Genomic DNA, 18,981 nt, shown 5'->3' on the forward strand with positions numbered 1-18,981 from the left:
TAATAAGTCACATCCGCTAGTTCGTTACCCCATTCTCCGCCTGGGGGGAGTAGGCTAAAAAACTCATCATGTAGACCTCACAGGCTTTATAGTCGGTGAAAGCCATTTTTTTGATGGCTTCACGCGGCACATTCGACACCAGCGAAATAAGTAGTCCCATCGCACTGAGTGCACCAGATTTAGCCTGTTCGTCATAAAACTGCTGAACCTGAATCAATATCGGCTCACTGAGTTCGATAGCCTCATAGGTGGTTTTAGTGGCTTCATGAGAAATAGGCTTAACGAGGGGGATTGTTTTAGTGCGTTCTAATTCAGACATCTTAGTTCTCCGTCACCGATACCGAACCACCTTCCCAGCGAATATCAGCAGTTGCCTCGGTACTATCCACTTCTTGAGTATTTACCGACCACATACCACTGCCGATAACCGTTTTGCCATTGGCCAGTTCACAGACAATATTGACATTGGTCTGATCGTTAAAATCGCTGATCGACGTGCCGCCACTGTCACGGATTTGGCAGGAAATAAACGGGGCATTAAAGGTTTCTTTATAACCATGCACCCCATCCATTCCCGTCAGGGTTTCACGCTTGAATTTTGAGGGGCTGTATTTAAATTGCCCCGCAACCATGATGGTCAGGCCATCAACGGTGACATAAGCTGTCCCCGCGAGGCGATTGGATGTATCACCCATGATAATGAATCCTTATGCGGATGCCTGAAGGCGGAATTGGTTAAGAACAGCAAAGATGCGTAACTGATTAATCAGGACACCGGTCCACAACACATCAACTCGATTCGGGTTACTGGCGTTTTTTTCGACAATCAATCCCTTGGCAAACCCTTTGGCATCCTGCACATAGCCGTTAAATTCCAACGTCTGGTACTGGGCAATCAATTCAGCGCGGATCACGTTCGGTGTGATAATCGCCGAGCCGGGGGCAAAACGAGTGCCATCGGCCGCCAGCTTCATACGGGCGAATTTCGACGTTACCTGGGTACGCAGGAATCGAGTGACAAACATCAGCAGGAATAAGGTCTCAATCTGCAAATAGCTGTCATCTTCCGCGCCATATTTGTTTTTTTGGTAGGTGGTGATGATGTTTTCTACCTGTACTGTGCCATCGTCGGTAACTGTCACGGTAGAAATCCCACTGTGCAGCAGGTTATTACGTTCAGTCAGGGTAAAGCGGCTGGCCAGCGGGGGAGCCAGTACGCCACTGATTGCCAAGGTTTGTAACGGGCGCCCGGGGTCGTTACGCAGACTTTGCGCAATAGCGCCAACATAAGCCGCTGACCAGATATAGCTTGGTGTTGGCGAGCCATTCACCCCCAACAGAGAAGCATGCTGATCATTACGCAATTCGCCTGCGGCTGTCAGTTGACCATAAGTACCGGCTTGAGCAGCGAAGCTATGGCCGTATAATTGCTCTGCATAGCTCCAGCGACCGGTACTGTCTGACAGAAACTCTTTGATTTTATTTAACGAGGCCGTATCCGTGTACGGATTGATAATGAAATCAAAGGTCCGATCCTGCAAATTAGCCAGGGCATCATCCAGTTCAGGCGCACCCGCGCCGCCAGCCATTGGCGTAAATGTCAGTACCAGGCTATCTGGTGTTGTTTCGCCACCGGCGCTACCCAAATAGTTCAGCCGTAAATCAATGGTGTTACCGTGTGCACCTTTGTTTTTGGCTGTGAGTGTGATCACCGCATCTACAGCCGCTGCCGTGACCGGTAGAGATGCAGTCGTATTGATTGCGGCCGTTAAAGCAGTGGCAACCGCAGCAACTTCATCCGTTGCCACGACTGCAACCTGTACGCGAATACCGGCGATATACAAAGAGATAACTCCGGTCGAGGATGCCTGAGTGGTAACTGTGATTTTACCTGTTGCAGCAACCATTGCGGTGGCATCACTCAACGGCAAAATGTAGATCTCTCCGGCGGTATCATTCGCCAGATATGCTGCCATCTGACCATGCAGCATGGAGCCTGCACCACACTGCCCCGCCACGGTGGCCACTGAGGAGACCAGCACTGGTACATCAGCAGGCAGCGTACTGGAATCCAGCATCTGACCGATGATTAGCGTGCGCTGGGTCGTTGTTGCCGTGTTCGCCTGAGAGTTATCAAATTCAGCGAAGAAAAGCGGTGTACGAAGATTGCTCGGAATATTAGTAAAGGGAATAGTCATTATTTAGTTTTCTCCGCTTTGGTTGCTTCTGGCGCAGGTTTAGCCTCTTTAGGCTGTTCGCGCACCACATCACCGTCGTTTAAGCGACGACGCCAAAATGAATTATCGGGAACCTCAGCGCCAGTTTCAGGCAAAAAGGTGCCCTTAACCGGGTCACGTACAGTGCGACCGGCTACGGGTTTAACAATCATGGGTTTACTCCGGGAAGTTGATTGAAACTACGGGTTCGGTAGTGCCATCTGGCATGGCGATCGTGACATCCATACCGTCTAATCTGTCGGCATTAATGGGATAGAAGTCTTCCGGCCCCTGGTAATACTCGATATCCAGTTCCATGAGTAATTGAGCCAGATGGCCTTCACCCCCCGAGTCCAGATCAATGGTTGAACGCACTTTGGCAAATTGCTGTATCTGGCGAGTGAGGTCATAACTGTTTATCACCGCCCGCTCAATTTGTTCTCGCAACCGTTCGAGCGCCAGTTCTGCCTTATTCGCCCCATCATTCTCATTTTCGCCGTCAAGCTCCTGCAACCGGCCAGTGATACGCACGGTGGTAATGGTGTTGAACTGCGGGGCGTTGCGGCCTAATGACTGTTTTTCCTCGATAAGGGTTTGCACCAGGATAACCGGATACAACTCCTCAGTGGTTGGCCAGTCACGCGGGGAGTAGACGCGGTTTCCCGCGTCAGTATTTCCGATGATGGCATCAACAACCAATTTCCTGACTTGCGCTGTATTCATGGTTTCACCCGATTAAGAATGAGTTTACTGCCGCCGTGACTGTCTGGCTGAACATCTGCTACAGCAAACAAGGTATTGACCGGTTTATTTGCAACGATGCCAATAAATACCCGATCACCCTGTTTAGGTGGAGAACGAAACTCACTGTCCCTAACCCCTAAAACGGGATTGGTGGTATTAATGGTGCTGCCATCATCCAGCGGGTCAATGGTGGTATAAGCCCGATCAAAGATACCGCTGATGGTATAAGTTGGCTTACCACCAGCAGGCCGGTAATCAACCGGGTCACCAAATACCGCTTGTAGGGGTGCAAGAAGATGCTGATCCCAGTTGATACCCATCAGCCACCTCGATTTATCTTCACACCATCATCGACAGTGATTGAGGGGCCAATAGTGCTAGCTGCCTGCTGCCGTAAGGCTTTCACATCAGCAACCACGCCCAGGCTAATCAGTCGTTCAGCATCATCATGCAGCAGGAATAAACGGCTATTCTCCGCATAAGTTTTCCCGCTATGGCGCAGAGTCTGGCCTTTTACGACAACAACCTCCAACTCGTCAGAGTCGTCGGAAGGATAATCACTCTCCGTCTCGTTCTCTGAGGTACGGTCCTGAACATCAGGTTCAGCAGAACTATTGCTCTGGCTGTCTGGTATTTCAGGTGTTTTAGGCGGTTCCTCACTCGTTGATGTCTCTTTTTGTACCTCAGGATCAGGCTGTGTTTCGTTATTATCCGTCACAACAGTCTTTTCCTGCGGGGTGTCAGCGTCGAACTCGGGCGGCAAGCCGCCCAGTTCGTTAATGCTGGCTTGCTGCTTGCTCGGTGTTTTTGCCATATCACACCACCGTTGCACAGAGTGAGGCATTTACTCGGCTTGGAATTACCAGTGGAGCAGATTGCATCAACAGGTAACGCTGTGCCGGGTCGGGCATAATCCATGACTTTGGTGCGAAAGCCATCGGACCATAATTAAACGCAGGATCTAAAATGAGGCCAAAGGCGCGAGTCCCCATCAGGTCAGCACCTGACATTAATACTGCACCATCTGGGATCATTGGCTTTTCAATGCCGTCCAGCGGGTCAATAAACCAGTCGTTATACAGCCACAGATCAAAGTTACCCCAGCGACCTTTATAAACCGCGCCTTTATTGACGCGCGGCCCCGCATCAACCTGATTACCAAAGGGACTTAATGCCGGGAATACGATGGCATTGTCTTTAATAGTGGTATCCAGACGGAACGCTTTCCATGATGAGGTAGTAAATACCAGGTCAGTGGCTACCGACCCTGACTCTTTCAACATCAGCGTTTGCCAGTCTTCAATATCATCGGAGGGCTGAGTATTTGTTGCGCCTGCGGCCACAGATAAAGGCCATTTATCTGACCCACTCAATGTAATGGTCAGATTACTTGATCGGCCAAAATCAATAACAGTTGTCGGGAACCCTTCACCCACCACCGTAATTTGAGATTTAGTCAGCGCACCAGCGGCCATCCATTCCATACGACGGTTAAGCATGTCGATCTGGTCTTCCATTTCAAACTGGATGTTTAACATTTCGCGCTCTGCGGCGGTGTATTCCCCACCAATGCGCTCCCCCATCTGGCGGCGGATAGGTTTACGCAAATCAGGCGCGCGCTTGTCTTTGATATAAGCCGGTTTGAACGTATTGGTTTGATACTTGCGACTCTCCACCAGCTTCCCTTCAACTAACGGGGAAACGAAAGGAGACATACGACGTTTACCAATATCAACATCGATGGAAACCTCTTCAGTTTCGTAAGTAACGACATTGGGAAAGAAGCGATCAAGTAACCAGTTTTGGCTGGTTTTCAGGTTGGGAACCAGACCCACCAGCACATTGGTATCGTAAATATTATTCATGAAGTATCTCTTTTAATTTGCTGGCAGCCAGAGCCGCCAGACAAAGATTGAAGACGAGCAAACCCCTGCCAGATGAATGGCATTGGGTGCAAATTAAGAAAATGAGGTTTTAAACGGGTGCCTGGATACTGTCTTCGAGGAAGATTGAATACGAACGCAGTGCCGTTTTTAGTTCAGCCAATGTCCATGAAGCATCGTGAATGATCACGTTCTGATTAAACTGTCCCATCAGATAAACGCCCCCTCGCTGGGCGGTAGTGGTTGTATCCACATTATCGACGAGGATAGCAACCGGCACTTCGCTGCCGTCATCCGCATCTTTTACTGACTTGATGTATTCGCCTGACGCTGTAATTTTACCCATCACGGTGCCACGCAAATGGATTGCAGCTGCCTGAGCAATAACAGCGGTATCCGTGACCAGTTGCAGTGTCCCGGCAATTAACTGGTCGGGCACATACAAAGATGAGCGCATACCCGGCTGGAAAGCATTTTGTCCAAAGTTATCCATTATTTTTTACCCTTTACTGAGTCATAGAGGCTGGTCATCTTATTGACCAGTGACGCGCCTTTTGATGCGACTGCAGCATCCTGTCCAGGCTGTGTATTGCCGAGGGCCTGCATCCGTTCATCCAAAGAGCGTTTACGGGGCACTGTGGCAGATGCCGGTGTAGTAGCGGCCGTGGAGGCAAGCACCCGGATCACGGCGGCGGAACTCATCCCCGAATTAAGCGCCAGAGAAACTGCTAAATCTCCGCGCCCGGTAGCATGCTTGCTGCCAAAGATACGAGCACAGCGCTGGCGTTCAGCACTGCGGCCTTTTTTGACGTTACGGTCTTCGTTATCATCATCACCGTCATCGTCACTCCCTTCATCCGCGTCAGCATCATCGCTGTCGTCTTCTGCGTTAGGGTCTTTTTCATCCTGATCATCAGGGCTATTGTCGTCGTCATTCTCTTCGGCATCAGGGTCGTTTTCATCCTCTTCAGCCTGACGACCCTTGGCTTTTTTGGCCTTGTTCTTATCGTCTTCGGTCTCTTCTGTTGCTTTGGCACCCAAGCCAAACAGGTGTGTAAAACCTTTAATTTTCGCCATTACTTTTCTCCAACCAATGTTAATAAATCGCGGAATGCGACATCAGGCGGGGCAACTTGATCAGCCAGCCCCAACTGCACACCATCTGCCGCTAAGAAACATGCCGCCTCGGTGTCTCTGATGGTTCTCTCTGCTATCCCGCGATTGCGGGAAACGGTATTCACGAACAAGCGACCCATCTCGTCAACATCAGACTGAATGGACTTCTTTGCCTCTTCGCTTAATGCTTCGTAGGGATTTGATTCGGCTTTTCTGCTGCCAAAAGTGATTATCGTGACCTGTACCCCATCGCTTTTTATGCGCTGTGACCAGTCAACATGCATCACGATGATGCCGATAGAACCGACGCCGCCGGTACGAGGAACAATAATCCGATCCGCTGCACTGGCCAGTGCATAAGCAGCCGAATAAGCATTTTCGGACAGGATTGACCAAATGGGTTTAGCGCCTCGGGCAGCATAAATTTCATCGACCAAATCAAAACAACCGGCGACTTCACCGCCCGGTGAATCGATATCAAAACAAATGCCCTTCACCGCATCATCATTCATTGCTGTCAGAAAGCTGGCCCGAATACCGTCATAGCCTGTCATGCCGCTATAAGGTCGCAGGGTGCCTAACTTTTGCACCAACGTGCCCTGAATCGGAATGACCGCCACACCCTCGATAACGTCATAGCCACAATCACGACCCTTGCGTGAAAAGAAATCATCCTCTTCGTCGGCCCAATCGGCATTAGACTGAATGCGCGTCAGACCGAACCGGTCAGTCAATGCCGCCATAACGACTTCAGCCTTGTGCGGATGAAGTGCCAGCGGGGTGTTAAAGAGCCGCTGGGCTAAGTGTGGAAGATTCACTGTGCCTCCGGTTTTTGTTGTTGATCAGGTGCAAAGGTGTCAGCTTGCAGCCATGTAGGGATAGGCAACCCACGCTCAATGTATGCCTCACGTTCTCGCTGGCGCTGATCCAGCAGTTCTTCCCAGTCTTCGCCCACGTTCTCAGCAGCTTCCATTTCGAGAGTAGACAATCCCGCCTCCATCCCGAGAATGGCCCCTTTCTTCTCAGCCACGGGATCAACCCAACCACGACCGGGCCCCATCCACTGAGCACGGCAATATGCCGCTTTCGCTGTGAGAAAATCAGGTGCGCCATTCGGTAAGGGAACTTCGCCTAAGTCATGCAGTTCTTCGATAAAACATGACAAGATGGGCTGAGCAAACCCTGCCGCAAAATCATCGCGGCGGCGGGTCAGCGTTTTCCACGCTTCCAACATGGCGGAACGGGCTGAGCTGTAGTTAACATCAGACCAGTCTTGGGTCAGTTGTTGGGTAGAAATCCCCAATGATGCGGCGATATTCCTCAGTGCCGCACTTTCGAATGCCGCAAAGTTGCTACTTGGCCGTGCGGCATTCACCGTAGTGATAGTCTCACCCGGTGGTAAAATGGGGAGCCGCGCACCACTTTGTAACGACAGACGAGTATCTTTGTGAAAATTAGCTCGCATGTCCTGATACTCGAGCACATCATCAGTACGTAATCCGTCTTCGAACAAGCGAGGGTCATAAGGTGAAGTAATATATGCACCAAATACGGCATTAAGAATGGAAGCTTCGAGTTCCACTCCATCGTATTTGATCAGCATCTTCAGGCGCTGAACCACGGGTGTAAAAATACTGATACCCCGATGCTGGGAGGCCCGGTCACTGTCAAAGTCATGAATGACAATGGGGCGGCCCCAGTCAGTTTCACGCGGGATACGCTCCCACGCCATGGTTTCTTTACCGCTCCACCAGTCGCCTATGTGCGCTTTGCGAATGTGATAAGCAATAGGCACCCCATCCTCATCAATCTCTACCCCCCCGCGAATATTCAGCATGTCGAAATTTTGCTGAGGGTTGCTTAATCTATCCGGGTCAATGACCTGCATGGTCGTGGCGTACTGCGCACGACCATAGCCAAGGCGGTCAGGGCGATATTGCATAACGCAGAGCGCATCACCGTCTATCAGCTTGTGGCGAAAACCAAGTCGCAGCAGTTGAGAAACGGTTTTTTTTCTTTCCACATCACAATAGCGCCCCGGATCATTCGCCCAAATTCGCCAGCCTGCTTCAATGGCCCGCCCATATTCATCAGCCCATTTCGCATCAAATTTAGGATTCCCGGTCATCAGTGCCAACGTCCGATAATCAACCTTGGCCAGCGGACGGAAAGACGCCCCCACGGCATTATCCAAAATGCGGGTAACACTGCCCGAGGCCCAACCATCGTTACGAACCATGTCGCGAACACGGGCAACCACCTGATCGCGTGAGGTATTGATTTCGTTATCTGGCGACCACAATGACGGTTGCCAATTTGCCATCGTGTCACTGAATTGGTCGGCAGCATCATAGGGAACGCCTCTGGAGCCACTCAGCATTGATGCGCGACCGCTCGAAGGGAGTAAGGGTTGACCGTTTGGGCCAAGTATCCTGACTTCATTTTTCATCAGTACCGAAACCTTAACGTCCTGCGCGGACGACTAACGACGCCCAGTTGGGCCTGAAGCAGCTGGATAAGGGAGGTAAGTTGACCAATGTCGGTTGGCTGATAACTCACTGATCGGGTGCCATCCCCTTGTGCGTAGGAGAAAGAGACACCTTTCGCACCGGTTGATAATTCAAGATAGGCTTGCTGTGCCAGTGTTAACGCGGACCGTAATTGCTCACGCGTCAGATCACCAGCCAATAAACTGGAGTTGGGATCGAACATGGGATTCCTTTTTAACGAGCCAGCCGTTTATGTAGAGGTTTACGTTGAAGTTCTTCAGGTTCAGTAATAATGGCACCCGGCAGCCGCAGGCTGGTTTTGTCCTCCGGCTCGACACGGGCAGGATGCAGAACTTTGTCGGGTTCGGATTCGATCAGCATTGCGCGGGTATTTAGCTTCAGCCCCATATGAAACAGACCCGCAAGGGCAGCAGAAGCATAAACTCGACAGTCCAGCGCTTCGTTAGCCTTGCCATGAGGCAGCTCCCAAACACTGTAGCGCTGGCCTGCGGCCTCTTTCATGATCAAGCGCTCAGCGGTTAACTGGCTGAAATACCCCATATCCCGATCGGTTGAAAAATGCATATAACCGGGGCCGGGTTTATCAATATGAAGACGGGCGCGAATAGCATCTTTTGCTGAGTTAACCCCAATAATGACCGGGCGGAACTGCGACCGATTCTTTGAGGTGGGCCGCTTGTTAGGCCAGATAGGGGAGCGTTTACCGCCAGTGGCGGATTCCCCTTTGATGGCCCATATCCGACGCCCCAGACGCTCCTTGGCAAACTCATAGACCTTTTGTGTATGGTTGCCGCCGGAGTCATGACAGGCGGCCATGATGGTAAAACCACGACCATCTGCCCGGCGCCAGATTTGTTTAAGGTAAGCATCAAGCCGAAGCCAAGGCTCTGCTGTTTCGAGGTCACCCTCAATAACGTCAAACGCCACAGACCAGCTCTCCTCATCCATTCCCCAGCCAACCACTTCTATTTCCAATCGGTCGGCCTGCGTGTCAATTCCCGCCGTCAGGACGGCAACGCCATCAGGGACTTCAGCATCAAACACTTCTCTTCGCGATAGCAGTTCATCGACAGGTAGGCGCTTACCGTAGTTGGGTCGGTGAGGTAGGCCCATTTGGGTATTCCACCAAGCCAACTCTTTATCTGGGTCACCCTTGGCTTTAAGGTATTTAGCAGCGATATCAGACGGTTTATCTTTTTGCCACGGGCTGAATAATTTGGATGCCTGAAAACCCGCGTGGATATTCTCGACCCCCAGCGCCCCACAGTCAGGGCAAATAGCCCGATGCACCGCGTGACGCTCAGACTCAGACCATCGCCACACAACACCGACGGCAGTCTGATCATCAACGTGCCATGCTTGCTCATAATGATTCAGCGGGACATGACGCTGTCCACAGCATTCAAACGGCTTTGTCTGATGCCATTGAATGGTGCGTAGCGCTCTTAGCCGGTCACCCTCGGACCAACCAGAACCGCAGCTTTCGCAGTGGATCATGGCGAGTTTTGTCTGGTGCTTGTCCCCTTCGGATGGCCAGTGAACATGCTTGAAGAAATCAGGAAATTGGCGGTGGCCACAGTGGGGACAGGCCATCGATGCCCGGCGCTGATCGGACTCTTCATAGCTGGCCGCAATGCGGCTCTCATCTTCAACGGTCGGAGAGCAGGCGCGAACCGATAACCAGTTGAGGCCAAAGGTTGCGGTGCGCTCTTCCGCCAGCGTGATCGGGTCACCTTCACGGGTTATGGGATATTTATCCACCTCATCCGCCAGCAGCACACGGATCGGACGACGAGCAAGGTTGTCTGGACTACCGGCCCCCGCCAGTGCCAAAAAGCCCCCCGTAAAGGATTTGTACAGTAATGTCTCTTTCGAATTTTTCTGCTTGTTGCCACCCACCAACTGGCGAAGAGCGGGTGTGACCCTGATCAAGGGGGTAATACGTTCTTTAGAGAACTGTTCCGCCGCATCCTCTTTAGGTTGCAATAACAGCATCGGGCAAGGATCAAGATGGGCGAAGTAACCAAACAGGTTTTCAAGCAATGCCGTTTTCATCAACTGGGTACAGCACATCACGGTGATGATATGCACCCCGGATTCCGTCGCCGCCAACATGGGGCCACGAGCAATCTCTACCGTTGAGGTGTCCCAGTCACCTGATGTGCTGCCAGCCTCTTTTGCCAGTTTTCGGAATTCGTCGGCCCAGTCGGGCACGCTAATACGGGGTGGCGGTGTCCAGCCCTTACGAACGCTGCGGAGGAGACGGTCATGTTTGCTCTGCGTTAAACTCAGGTTCGCCGAGGCCAGAGATGTGTTTATGGACATATTCTAATAACACCTCGGTCATTCTGTCGGCAGGAACATCCAAGTCAGCCGCCATCAAAGGAGCCACCCTTGACGGCCAGTTCATCCAAGCGTCTCGCTGAGCACGAAAAGCATCAAACAAAATACCCTCTGCGACCGTTAGCTCCACCAGCTGCCCGTCTTCTTTCTCAAACTCCAACTTGGTCAGTAACGCGAGATAATTCTCTTTTACCCTTGCGGCCTCTTCCCGCGACCATTCAACCCCATTAGCGAGCATGATCTCTTTGATAGTCGCATCGGTACTGTCATCAATATCAGCGGCTTTAACTTTGACTGGTTTCTTTTTGCTGGCGTTTTTAGTCCGGGGATCTTTACTGTCGCGCAAAGTGGCCACAGCCTTATCACTTTCTTCAACGTTGACCAGATCACCATCAAGAACAATATATTTTCCCGCCTTTATCCAGCGGCTCACTGTCTTCCGATCCACACCTGCATGCTTGGCATAATCAATCTGCGTCATTGTGCTCATGATGAAAATTGCCTCTGTGGGACATGGGACATTGCTGTGGGACATTGCCGTGGGACATTTTTTTGTGTCCCATTCAAAATGTCCCACGCACCAAAATAGTTAAAGCCGCACAGTGTAAGGGCTGACGGTTGCATTTGCATAACTATGCACGTGGGACATGGGACACAAAATGAAAAATTTATAGCTGGTAAAACTGCACGGCGCGCAATGCCCGTACATTACAAAGGTCTCAGGAGGGACCCATTTTTTATAGATGATAATGATTGTCATACAGGCTCATAATGATTCCGGTTTTGAGCTGAAAGGATAGTCAGTTGCTACCTGCTTATCAGCGCCTCGGCTAATAACGTGTTAATTAAGCGCCTTATCTATCTCACCTAACACATGCAGCGCTTCATTGAGATAATCCTCTGTTCGCCTGACTGCGGTGTGAGTGCGGCCAATTTGATTTGACGAGACAGGACGGGTGTCAGCAAAATCCCCACCTAATGAAGTGCCAGTAATACGATCAAGCAATGTGGCAACAGTCTGAGCTAGCTTCAATGATAATTCTTCAGTGCGAATTGCCCGAGAATGTAAATCAGACAATCGACCCGGTAAGCAATCAAGCGCAGTAAAAGCACTCCCTACAGCTTGAGCTAATTCAATGGCGCGCTGTTCTACATCGCCTTGCTTATACAGAATGGGATAGGGTTGTTTTCCTGTTAACTCACTGGCCAATAGCTGCTGTAGCGTTTCCTGAGCAGCGTTTAAGTATGCAGCCTGAAGCACCGTGCCACCTGTTTCGCATGTTATTTGTGCATTCTTAATTGTGCCGTTATTCACTGTGATACCTCATCTATTTAGCCGTCTTCAATGCCTGCTCGATTGCCAGGCTTAACGCACCAGGCATTAAAGCCTGTGCCATTGCATTCGCTCGGTCGAAGTATCCAAGCGTTGGTTTAACTGCCAATGCGTCACCAAACTGAATCAGCAGCTTAGGTGCTTTTTGTTTCTCTCTGGCGCGATGCACCCCGTTAGGAGAGCGCTTCTGACGCTTCTTAACCTTTTTGCTTTTCTTCCCTTTCTTACGCTGGAAGAAACCACTAACGCCATTCACCTCACCTACAAACACATTTTCTTTAGCTTTGAGCTGCTGCGTTTTATTACGGGCTAAGTTTCCGAACTTATTAAGCTTTATGTTTTTAGGGTTAAGCAGCGCCTGACCATTGAGTTTGTGCTGGCCGCCGAACTCGAACGGTTCGAGATAACTGGCAGCAATATCACGCACAAATACTTTGGCCTGTAATCGGTCTTTGCGGGCACCAAACGAGCCTACAGAATTAACGGTGAAAGGGGTCGGATTATCCAGATTGCGCTGCATACCCACCTTCTGAGCGGCTGCAATCTGGCGAGCAACACTTGTTAGCGCCTGAGCAGCAGCAAAAGGGAGCTGTTTTTTAATCTGCTGGAGCTGATTAGATAAATCCTTAAGAGTTGCCATGGTCTATCCCTAAATAGAAAAACCACCGACTTATAAGGCCAGTGGCTTAGGTTGTGCATTATATCAATCAAATCACCAACGTTTTGTTATCAATTGGTTTACTAAACAATTGATATATTAAAATTGTATGTAACCAAAAGCCCAGCTTATCTTTACCTATACACGGAGTTTTTATGAGTTTGTCTACTTTATTAAAATGCCTCTGTCATTCTTCAAAGTCATTGCTTTTGTATCCCACCGCGCTAATAAGAATCACTCTTGGTCTATTCTTCTTTTCTTCTGGTTTCAACAAAATCACAGTCTTAGAAAATAGACAGTTAATGATAGAGACAATGATTCATGCTGGATTACCTTACCCTGAAATAATGGCTACATTTGTTGCATCAACTGAATTAATTGTTGGTCTTTTTCTTGCTCTAGGCCTTCTTTCTCGGCTATCTGGCTTATTATTATTAGTAATCAGTATGGTGGCATTGATTACTGTCGGTTTGTCCCAGATACCTACAGGTATAAATCTTATAACTTGGTATAGTTGGCTACTGTATTTGCCTGAAAGTTCTTATATTTTGTTCCTTATCCTTTTAATTACCCAAGGTGGCGGGCCTTTCTCAGTCGATAAACTCATATATAACAAATTAACCAACAAAATTTATTAGCGCTATAGCGTAACGATGTTTCTATTTTTTAACTAAGTAAAATGCCACCAACCTGTTAATGCTCAGGGTGATCGGTGGGCAACAGGTGGTAGCATTGCTTATGTGTATTGTCGCAACCACTCATTGAATGGCTACTGCAATACAGGCCGTATCTCCGGCTGTCACATCGCTTCTTCCACCACGGCTGATGTTGCCGCCAATGCCCTGACTATCACGGAGGGGGGTTGGTTATTATTGATTCCGCCTGTACGCTCAATGGACAAGGAGCTACGTCAGTGCTAGTACAGGCAGGCAGCGATAACCGGCGCGGGAAATAAAAAACCACCAGCTTATAAGGCTAGTGGCTTAGGTTGTGCATTATCGATGGCACTCAATGAATGCCACCTGTAATGCTACTTTACTGAGGTAATGTCCAATTCTGAGCTGGCAGGCCAGCACATGTAGCCATCGTCACCGGCTTGTCCAGCCCTGCGGTCGTCAGGCACTTATTTGATGCCATATTACGGACATCCGTACCAATACCTTGAAGGGCTGTCCACTGTTGCTTCTTATCCTGAAAATCACAGACGGCCATGACCGGTGTTTTGCCACCTGCATCAGACAGGCATTGACCGCTTTTCAGTACGATGTAACGAACAGTACTTTTTTCAGGGCTGACTTTCTCTGCGCTCTCACAGGCTAATAGTGCTGGCTTTCCCTGTGCATTCTCAGACAAGCAGTTACGACCATTAGCAATATTAAGGTGACCCGACACGACATCAGTAGTGACAGTGATAACTTTTGCATCCTGAATGTCACTCTCTGAAGCGGCTACAGCAGAAAATGATGATGCAACGGCAATAAGTAATACGGCTAAACGAACGTTCATATTTCAATCCTTATGATTTAATTAACCCACTAATTATTAATGAATTATTATTAATTATTAGTGGGTGACCTGTTTTTTTATACAGTTAAATAGTGACCTTATCAAGACTTTATTTATAAATCATCAACGCCGTTTAGATACTGTTAAGCTGTGTGCACTGCTAGAAATTTGTGCATCAATGCCACCTACTCGAATTTACTACCATTGATTATTCGGCGGTCGTCAGTGACAACCTTTTGCAGCGCGGTGACCTTCTCGACTAACTTATCGGCTCGCTCAGCGATTGAAATAAGAAACCCGACATCTGCGTCTGAAAATCCGCAGTCTCTGGCTGCATCAGTGAGCTGTCCACTGGCGGGAGTAACGGGCATATCCCCAACTGAAGTGGCGAGACACTCGAAACGCTTTTGCAGCTTGATATTGCCAGCACGGTAAGCAGCAATAGTGCCTTTTGCTTTTTTCTCAGCATCTACTACCCCTTGTTGATATGCCTTTAATCCAACTAACTGGGCTGCCTGAAGTTGGGCCTCTTTTTCGGTGGCACTCTTTCTGGCGGCTATTTCTGCGTCTCTGTCTGACTTATCACGCTCAGCCCATTTGAGTGACCATTCCGAATCTTTACTATCACTGCCCCACCAATACCCGCCACCGACTAAAACTGAAATCGTCAGTGCGACGGCTATCAATCTCAATAGGGTTTCTTTCATGCAGATATCTCGAAGTGAGGACTATCCGTTTCTCCCTTCTCTTGAATGCCGTTTCCGTTCCAATCGGCACCCCAAGTAATTTTCACACCCAGTTCACTGGCAGCTTGAAACATCGCTTTGGACACGGCTTTAAAAGAAGATAAGTTGTCCCAGCCCGTTACCGGCAATAAATCAACAGCATTGCCAGTGATATGCTTAGATCTCATTGTCCAAGTGACAATTTTGCCGGGCGCTGTTCTTCCCTGAGCGTATAGTTGCTCTTGCCGCGCTAAAGTGCGCCCCCCTTCGATAACAATAAAATCAATGGTCGATAGCTCCAGAGCGCGGCGAACCACTTTCACCAAGTCAGCATTAACGCCTTTGAGGTTCCCCTCACTCCGCTGGCTGAATCTAAAATTACTTGTCATTCTCTTTTCCTTCTCCCATTGGTCTGCCCGTTACCTTCCACTTGAACAAGCTGGATAAATAATCCGTGCCGAGATAACCAATAATTACGCTTGAAAGGTATGCGAGGTCGGTCGATAACCCGAAGAAATTAAGTAGGTCACGCACCGCAAAAGCTATCGCAGCACACATCAGTGCATCCAAAAAACATCTACGCCATGGCTTCTCGTTATACCGGCCACGTAACCAGGCGATAATCCCAGCGATCCCGCCATAGCCCAACTCGGGACGATGTGCGGCTATCCATCGGGTAATGATGTCCATAAGGTCAGGGTTGTTATGCATTTTCATATCTCCCCCTCCCGGACGGGCTGGGCGTGTAGTTAAGGAATTTAGCCCATCAGTGCAGCCACTCATCTGTTAATAGTGTGTGTGGAGTTGATTGGGTGACTGATGGGCTAAAACGAAAAAGCCCCAGCGGTTAAGCTAGGGCTAAAATTTGGTACGCCATCGCGGACTTGAACCACGCACCGTCAGCTTAGAAAACTGGCGCTCTATCCTGATGAGCTAATGGCGTAATGTTTTAATATATAAACAAAAAAATGCCCCTACGAAGCGGGCTAAATCCTCAAAAGTCACATACAACAGGGGTAAATCGTTGTGAGTTCAACCCTACGCCTAAATGAGTAGGAAGCAATGAGAATCTCGGACAATATTATGAAAATAGTGCAATTCAATGAAGATAACTCTAATTAACTTTAAATTAACAGGATATTTGACATGAAAAAACCAAAGATGCTTACCGAAAAATCTGATTTCTATTGATAACTAATCTACAGAAAGCATTCCAATAGCTAAACTCAAATAAAATTTACGTTCTTCATTTTGCTCTTGTAAAAATTCAGACTTGAAATGTTGTACTAAATTATTCAAGTCGATATTTTCTCCACTTACGCGAAATTTAATAACAGCTTCGCCGATTAACCTACTTACGTAATCGCATGTAGCATTTAAGCTATATCCCTTAGGGATCATAAAAACCTCAAAGTTAAAATTCCCCATTCAGTGTAGGTTATTTCTTGTACAGATTATCTTTCTTACCAATAAACCACTGAATGTGCTTAGGTTGCTCAAATTATTACAGTTATGGTTACATTTCAGGATCAATACAAAGCAATCTGCTGGCAGTATACCCTCAAAATACAAAAGGCCCACCAAAGTGAGCGTTAACGTACTTTAACGTTTTCATGCCGTTAACTATAATTTGAAGCCGGTTGCGGTTCCGGCGTCAACATCTACCAATGTGCTGACCGCATACCTTTCAATCTACTTCTGTGGTGGCCGGCGCTGATCTCGGCTATGTCAGATTCTCACTGCGCTACTCCGTTTATTAGGGAGTGGGTTTACACTCTCCCTTGCAGGCCGTCTGCTGGAGTTTTGCCAGCCTGCACGGTCACTTCATCTCCAGTATTGCGGCGCTTTAGCATGCGCATTCACCACATTCGGCTGAGCGCCAAGTCATTGGTGGAACAATGATCTAAATAGATTGGGATATGAACCCGTTACTCAATGATTCTCAGGCGAATGTAGAAATGAAAAAAAAGCCCTAGCGGTTAGGCGGGGCTGAAGCGAAGGGGTATCGTTACGGGGGCCTGCCCGTGGTACTGGCCAGTTGGTTATACATTAACTCTAGCTTATAAAACCATTAACGTGATTGGATAGTTAATAATAATCACTATTACGAATGCGTATTATTAAGTATATTTTCATGAATTTTATTAACTTACCCATTCAATTTAACTTAAGTCACATTAATTAAATAAAACAATCATATGATATCTGGCAGTAAAAACTTCCCTGGTATTCGCCTATTAGCACCCCTTACCAAGATAAGCGGTGGTGAGTTTTTTTGCACCCAATAATCAACATTCGGCTGGATACTGTTTCACAACGATTGGATTAACCAATCCAGTACCCATGTGAATGTTGGTTCACTCTTTTTGGCTGATTCTACATAAGGGATAATCCCGTATGTAAAAAAGCCCCAGCGATTAACTGAGGCTTTGAATTAGGTGCTGTGCTAACTCCACGGGTAGGACGACTGAGCCAACAATCGTTACAAAGCAACTATCACAGCATCATACAATTTACATTATTAATATTAACAAAGAGTAAACATAACTATGCTTATAATTGTCATACATCACAAAACGACAAAACCCCGCCGAGGCGAGGTCTTTTAAATTGTGTAAGCTACGTGACAAAGTAACCACTCTTAGCAGAGTAATAGGTAAAATTCGTAACGAATAGCTTTTTATACGTTTTTTTATTAGTTCATACTTACTGTTACACCCATTGTACTCTGGACCAATCAGATCTGACAGCCAGCTCGGTGCCAATACCGAACATTCAACGCACTAAAACATACTAATACAGCGAGGCAACACTTACTTGTCAGAAGATAACGCCCCAGATAAATCGTGTGATTAACTACAGGAAGTTGCACTGATTTAAGATTTGGTATTATGAATATTGGTTTCCTGACTTTTCATATTCTTCCTGGCAAATTACACTCCTGAATTAGCTTTTCAAAATATTCTCAATCTGGGAGACAACCTCATGACTCTGGAGCCGGCAATCGCTAGGCTTGTTGACGACTTTATCGCAGCAGGTCGCCCGTCATCTCGTAATCAGACATTTGAAGAACGTCGTGCCACGTATGTTGCAAGCACAGCTCTGTCCGGTGATATTGAGCAGCGCGTAAATGTTGAAGATATGGTTATTCAAGAGGTTTCGTTGCGTATCGTATCGCCCTTAAATGAGGGGGAATTTTTGCCTGCGATTGTCTATTATCATGGTGGTTGTTTTGTGAGTGGCGGTTTTTTAACACATGATAATCAGCTGCGCCAACTTGCCTTCCTGAGTGGTTGTAGAGTCGTTGCGGTACAATATCGTTTAGCTCCAGAACATACTTATCCAGCTGCACATGATGATGCGGAACATGCTGCGAACATTGTTTGGCAACACGCACAAGCGTTAGGCATTGATCGAAGCCATATAACATTAATGGGGGATAGCGCGGGAGGCCATCTTGCCCTGATAACAGCACTTCGATTGAGAAACACCAAACAATGGCTGCCCCAGCAGTTGGTACTTATTTACCCCATGCTGGATGCAACTGCATCATTTGAAAGCCACAAGCTAAATGGTAACGATTATGTGCTAACAAGCGACACGCTACTTAGCGGTTTCGAAGCCTATTTTCCTCATACTGAATTTACTCATCCTGAAGTCAGTCCGTTACTGCATGGTGATTTATCTTCGTTGCCACCAGTGCATATCGTTACAGCGGAATACGACCCGTTGCGCGATGAAGGTGAAGCGCTATTTGTCCGCCTTACTCAGCAAGGGGTAAATTGCACAGCACAACGCTATTTCGGCGTCATTCACGGTTTCTTTCAGCTTGGGGGTATAAGCCCGACAGCACGGAATCTAATGCGGGACATTTGTGCACTTATTCGTTCATTGGATAAACCGTAATATCCCACATTTTTCGAGTCCATCATCCATCTGTTCATATC

At 48.2% G+C, this 18,981-nt stretch carries 23 protein-coding genes and 1 tRNA gene; 2 read left to right on the top strand and 22 right to left on the bottom strand.

Going from position 1 to position 18,981, the window contains the following annotated elements:
• Window positions 1-16 precede the first annotated feature (16 nt).
• The 17 genes from V2A84_RS13170 to V2A84_RS13250 all read right to left on the bottom strand — a co-directional run bounded on the left by V2A84_RS13170 (window position 17) and on the right by V2A84_RS13250 (window position 12,785).
• Window positions 17-319 (bottom strand): phage tail assembly protein, encoded by a 303-nt coding sequence (locus tag V2A84_RS13170; protein ID WP_049602790.1) that lies wholly within the window; start codon window positions 317-319, stop codon window positions 17-19.
• Window position 320: 1 nt separating this feature from the next.
• Complete coding sequence (locus V2A84_RS13175) at window positions 321-695, bottom strand: phage tail tube protein (protein WP_408576667.1); 375 nt, start codon at window positions 693-695, stop codon at window positions 321-323.
• A gap of 12 nt (window positions 696-707) precedes the next feature.
• Entirely contained in the window at window positions 708-2,198 is a 1,491-nt protein-coding gene (locus tag V2A84_RS13180) for a phage tail sheath subtilisin-like domain-containing protein (protein ID WP_442848902.1), read from the bottom strand.
• Window positions 2,198-2,389: a DUF2635 domain-containing protein gene (locus V2A84_RS13185; RefSeq protein WP_263699100.1), complete on the bottom strand. Its 192-nt coding sequence runs from the start codon at window positions 2,387-2,389 to the stop codon at window positions 2,198-2,200. Before V2A84_RS13185 ends, V2A84_RS13180 begins: the two co-directional genes overlap by 1 nt.
• A gap of 4 nt (window positions 2,390-2,393) precedes the next feature.
• The gene (locus V2A84_RS13190; RefSeq protein ID WP_442848903.1) at window positions 2,394-2,939 is read right to left on the bottom strand and encodes an ATP-binding protein; all 546 of its coding nucleotides are present in this window, start codon (window positions 2,937-2,939) and stop codon (window positions 2,394-2,396) included.
• Window positions 2,936-3,280, bottom strand: a complete 345-nt coding sequence (locus V2A84_RS13195; protein ID WP_442848904.1) for a head-tail joining protein — start codon at window positions 3,278-3,280, stop codon at window positions 2,936-2,938. Before V2A84_RS13195 ends, V2A84_RS13190 begins: the two co-directional genes overlap by 4 nt.
• Window positions 3,280-3,774, bottom strand: a complete 495-nt coding sequence (locus V2A84_RS13200; protein WP_442848905.1) for a hypothetical protein — start codon at window positions 3,772-3,774, stop codon at window positions 3,280-3,282. Before V2A84_RS13200 ends, V2A84_RS13195 begins: the two co-directional genes overlap by 1 nt.
• A 1-nt stretch (window position 3,775) precedes the next feature.
• Window positions 3,776-4,825 (bottom strand): major capsid protein, encoded by a 1,050-nt coding sequence (locus V2A84_RS13205; RefSeq protein ID WP_083159856.1) that lies wholly within the window; start codon window positions 4,823-4,825, stop codon window positions 3,776-3,778.
• A gap of 109 nt (window positions 4,826-4,934) precedes the next feature.
• Window positions 4,935-5,336 (bottom strand): head decoration protein, encoded by a 402-nt coding sequence (locus V2A84_RS13210; protein ID WP_083159858.1) that lies wholly within the window; start codon window positions 5,334-5,336, stop codon window positions 4,935-4,937.
• Entirely contained in the window at window positions 5,336-5,920 is a 585-nt protein-coding gene (locus V2A84_RS13215; RefSeq protein ID WP_442848906.1) for a DNA primase, read from the bottom strand. The genes V2A84_RS13210 and V2A84_RS13215 overlap by 1 nt, the downstream gene beginning before the upstream one ends.
• Entirely contained in the window at window positions 5,920-6,777 is an 858-nt protein-coding gene (locus V2A84_RS13220) for a S49 family peptidase (protein WP_442848907.1), read from the bottom strand. The genes V2A84_RS13215 and V2A84_RS13220 overlap by 1 nt, the downstream gene beginning before the upstream one ends.
• Complete coding sequence (locus V2A84_RS13225; RefSeq protein WP_442848908.1) at window positions 6,774-8,408, bottom strand: phage portal protein; 1,635 nt, start codon at window positions 8,406-8,408, stop codon at window positions 6,774-6,776. The genes V2A84_RS13220 and V2A84_RS13225 overlap by 4 nt, the downstream gene beginning before the upstream one ends.
• On the bottom strand, window positions 8,408-8,671 hold the full coding sequence (gene gpW, locus V2A84_RS13230) for a gpW family protein (RefSeq protein ID WP_242365446.1): 264 nt from the start codon (window positions 8,669-8,671) through the stop codon (window positions 8,408-8,410). The genes V2A84_RS13225 and gpW overlap by 1 nt, the downstream gene beginning before the upstream one ends.
• An 11-nt stretch (window positions 8,672-8,682) precedes the next feature.
• Window positions 8,683-10,794 (bottom strand): phage terminase large subunit family protein, encoded by a 2,112-nt coding sequence (locus V2A84_RS13235; protein WP_442848909.1) that lies wholly within the window; start codon window positions 10,792-10,794, stop codon window positions 8,683-8,685.
• Window positions 10,736-11,302, bottom strand: a complete 567-nt coding sequence (locus V2A84_RS13240; protein ID WP_442848910.1) for a hypothetical protein — start codon at window positions 11,300-11,302, stop codon at window positions 10,736-10,738. Before V2A84_RS13240 ends, V2A84_RS13235 begins: the two co-directional genes overlap by 59 nt.
• 351 nt (window positions 11,303-11,653) lie before the next feature.
• Window positions 11,654-12,127: a hypothetical protein gene (locus V2A84_RS13245; protein WP_420072077.1), complete on the bottom strand. Its 474-nt coding sequence runs from the start codon at window positions 12,125-12,127 to the stop codon at window positions 11,654-11,656.
• Between the two features lie 13 nt (window positions 12,128-12,140).
• On the bottom strand, window positions 12,141-12,785 hold the full coding sequence (locus V2A84_RS13250) for a hypothetical protein (RefSeq protein WP_420072078.1): 645 nt from the start codon (window positions 12,783-12,785) through the stop codon (window positions 12,141-12,143).
• 173 nt (window positions 12,786-12,958) lie between these two features.
• Here V2A84_RS13250 and V2A84_RS13255 point away from each other — a divergent pair, with 173 nt between their 5' ends.
• Window positions 12,959-13,441, top strand: coding sequence for a DoxX family protein (locus tag V2A84_RS13255; protein WP_420072079.1), 483 nt, complete (start codon window positions 12,959-12,961; stop codon window positions 13,439-13,441).
• A gap of 397 nt (window positions 13,442-13,838) precedes the next feature.
• Here V2A84_RS13255 and V2A84_RS13260 read toward each other — a convergent pair whose 3' ends face one another.
• From V2A84_RS13260 to V2A84_RS13280, 5 genes are all read right to left on the bottom strand, one after another.
• Window positions 13,839-14,309 (bottom strand): ricin-type beta-trefoil lectin domain protein, encoded by a 471-nt coding sequence (locus V2A84_RS13260; RefSeq protein ID WP_442821183.1) that lies wholly within the window; start codon window positions 14,307-14,309, stop codon window positions 13,839-13,841.
• 185 nt (window positions 14,310-14,494) lie between these two features.
• Window positions 14,495-15,016, bottom strand: coding sequence for a DUF2514 family protein (locus V2A84_RS13265; RefSeq protein ID WP_442820668.1), 522 nt, complete (start codon window positions 15,014-15,016; stop codon window positions 14,495-14,497).
• A complete protein-coding gene (locus V2A84_RS13270) occupies window positions 15,013-15,423 on the bottom strand; it encodes a M15 family metallopeptidase (RefSeq protein ID WP_442848911.1) in 411 nt (136 codons plus the stop codon). The genes V2A84_RS13265 and V2A84_RS13270 overlap by 4 nt, the downstream gene beginning before the upstream one ends.
• On the bottom strand, window positions 15,413-15,751 hold the full coding sequence (locus V2A84_RS13275) for a phage holin, lambda family (RefSeq protein ID WP_420072124.1): 339 nt from the start codon (window positions 15,749-15,751) through the stop codon (window positions 15,413-15,415). The genes V2A84_RS13270 and V2A84_RS13275 overlap by 11 nt, the downstream gene beginning before the upstream one ends.
• Before the next feature lie 149 nt (window positions 15,752-15,900).
• Window positions 15,901-15,977: transfer RNA gene (locus V2A84_RS13280), tRNA-Arg, on the bottom strand.
• Between the two features lie 2,042 nt (window positions 15,978-18,019).
• Here V2A84_RS13280 and V2A84_RS13285 point away from each other — a divergent pair.
• Entirely contained in the window at window positions 18,020-18,940 is a 921-nt protein-coding gene (locus tag V2A84_RS13285) for an alpha/beta hydrolase (RefSeq protein ID WP_442848912.1), read from the top strand.
• Window positions 18,941-18,981 lie beyond the last annotated feature (41 nt).

The sequence above is a fragment of the Yersinia sp. 2553 StPb PI genome, from assembly GCF_052217105.1.
Classification (GTDB): Bacteria; Pseudomonadota; Gammaproteobacteria; order Enterobacterales; family Enterobacteriaceae; genus Yersinia; species Yersinia enterocolitica_E.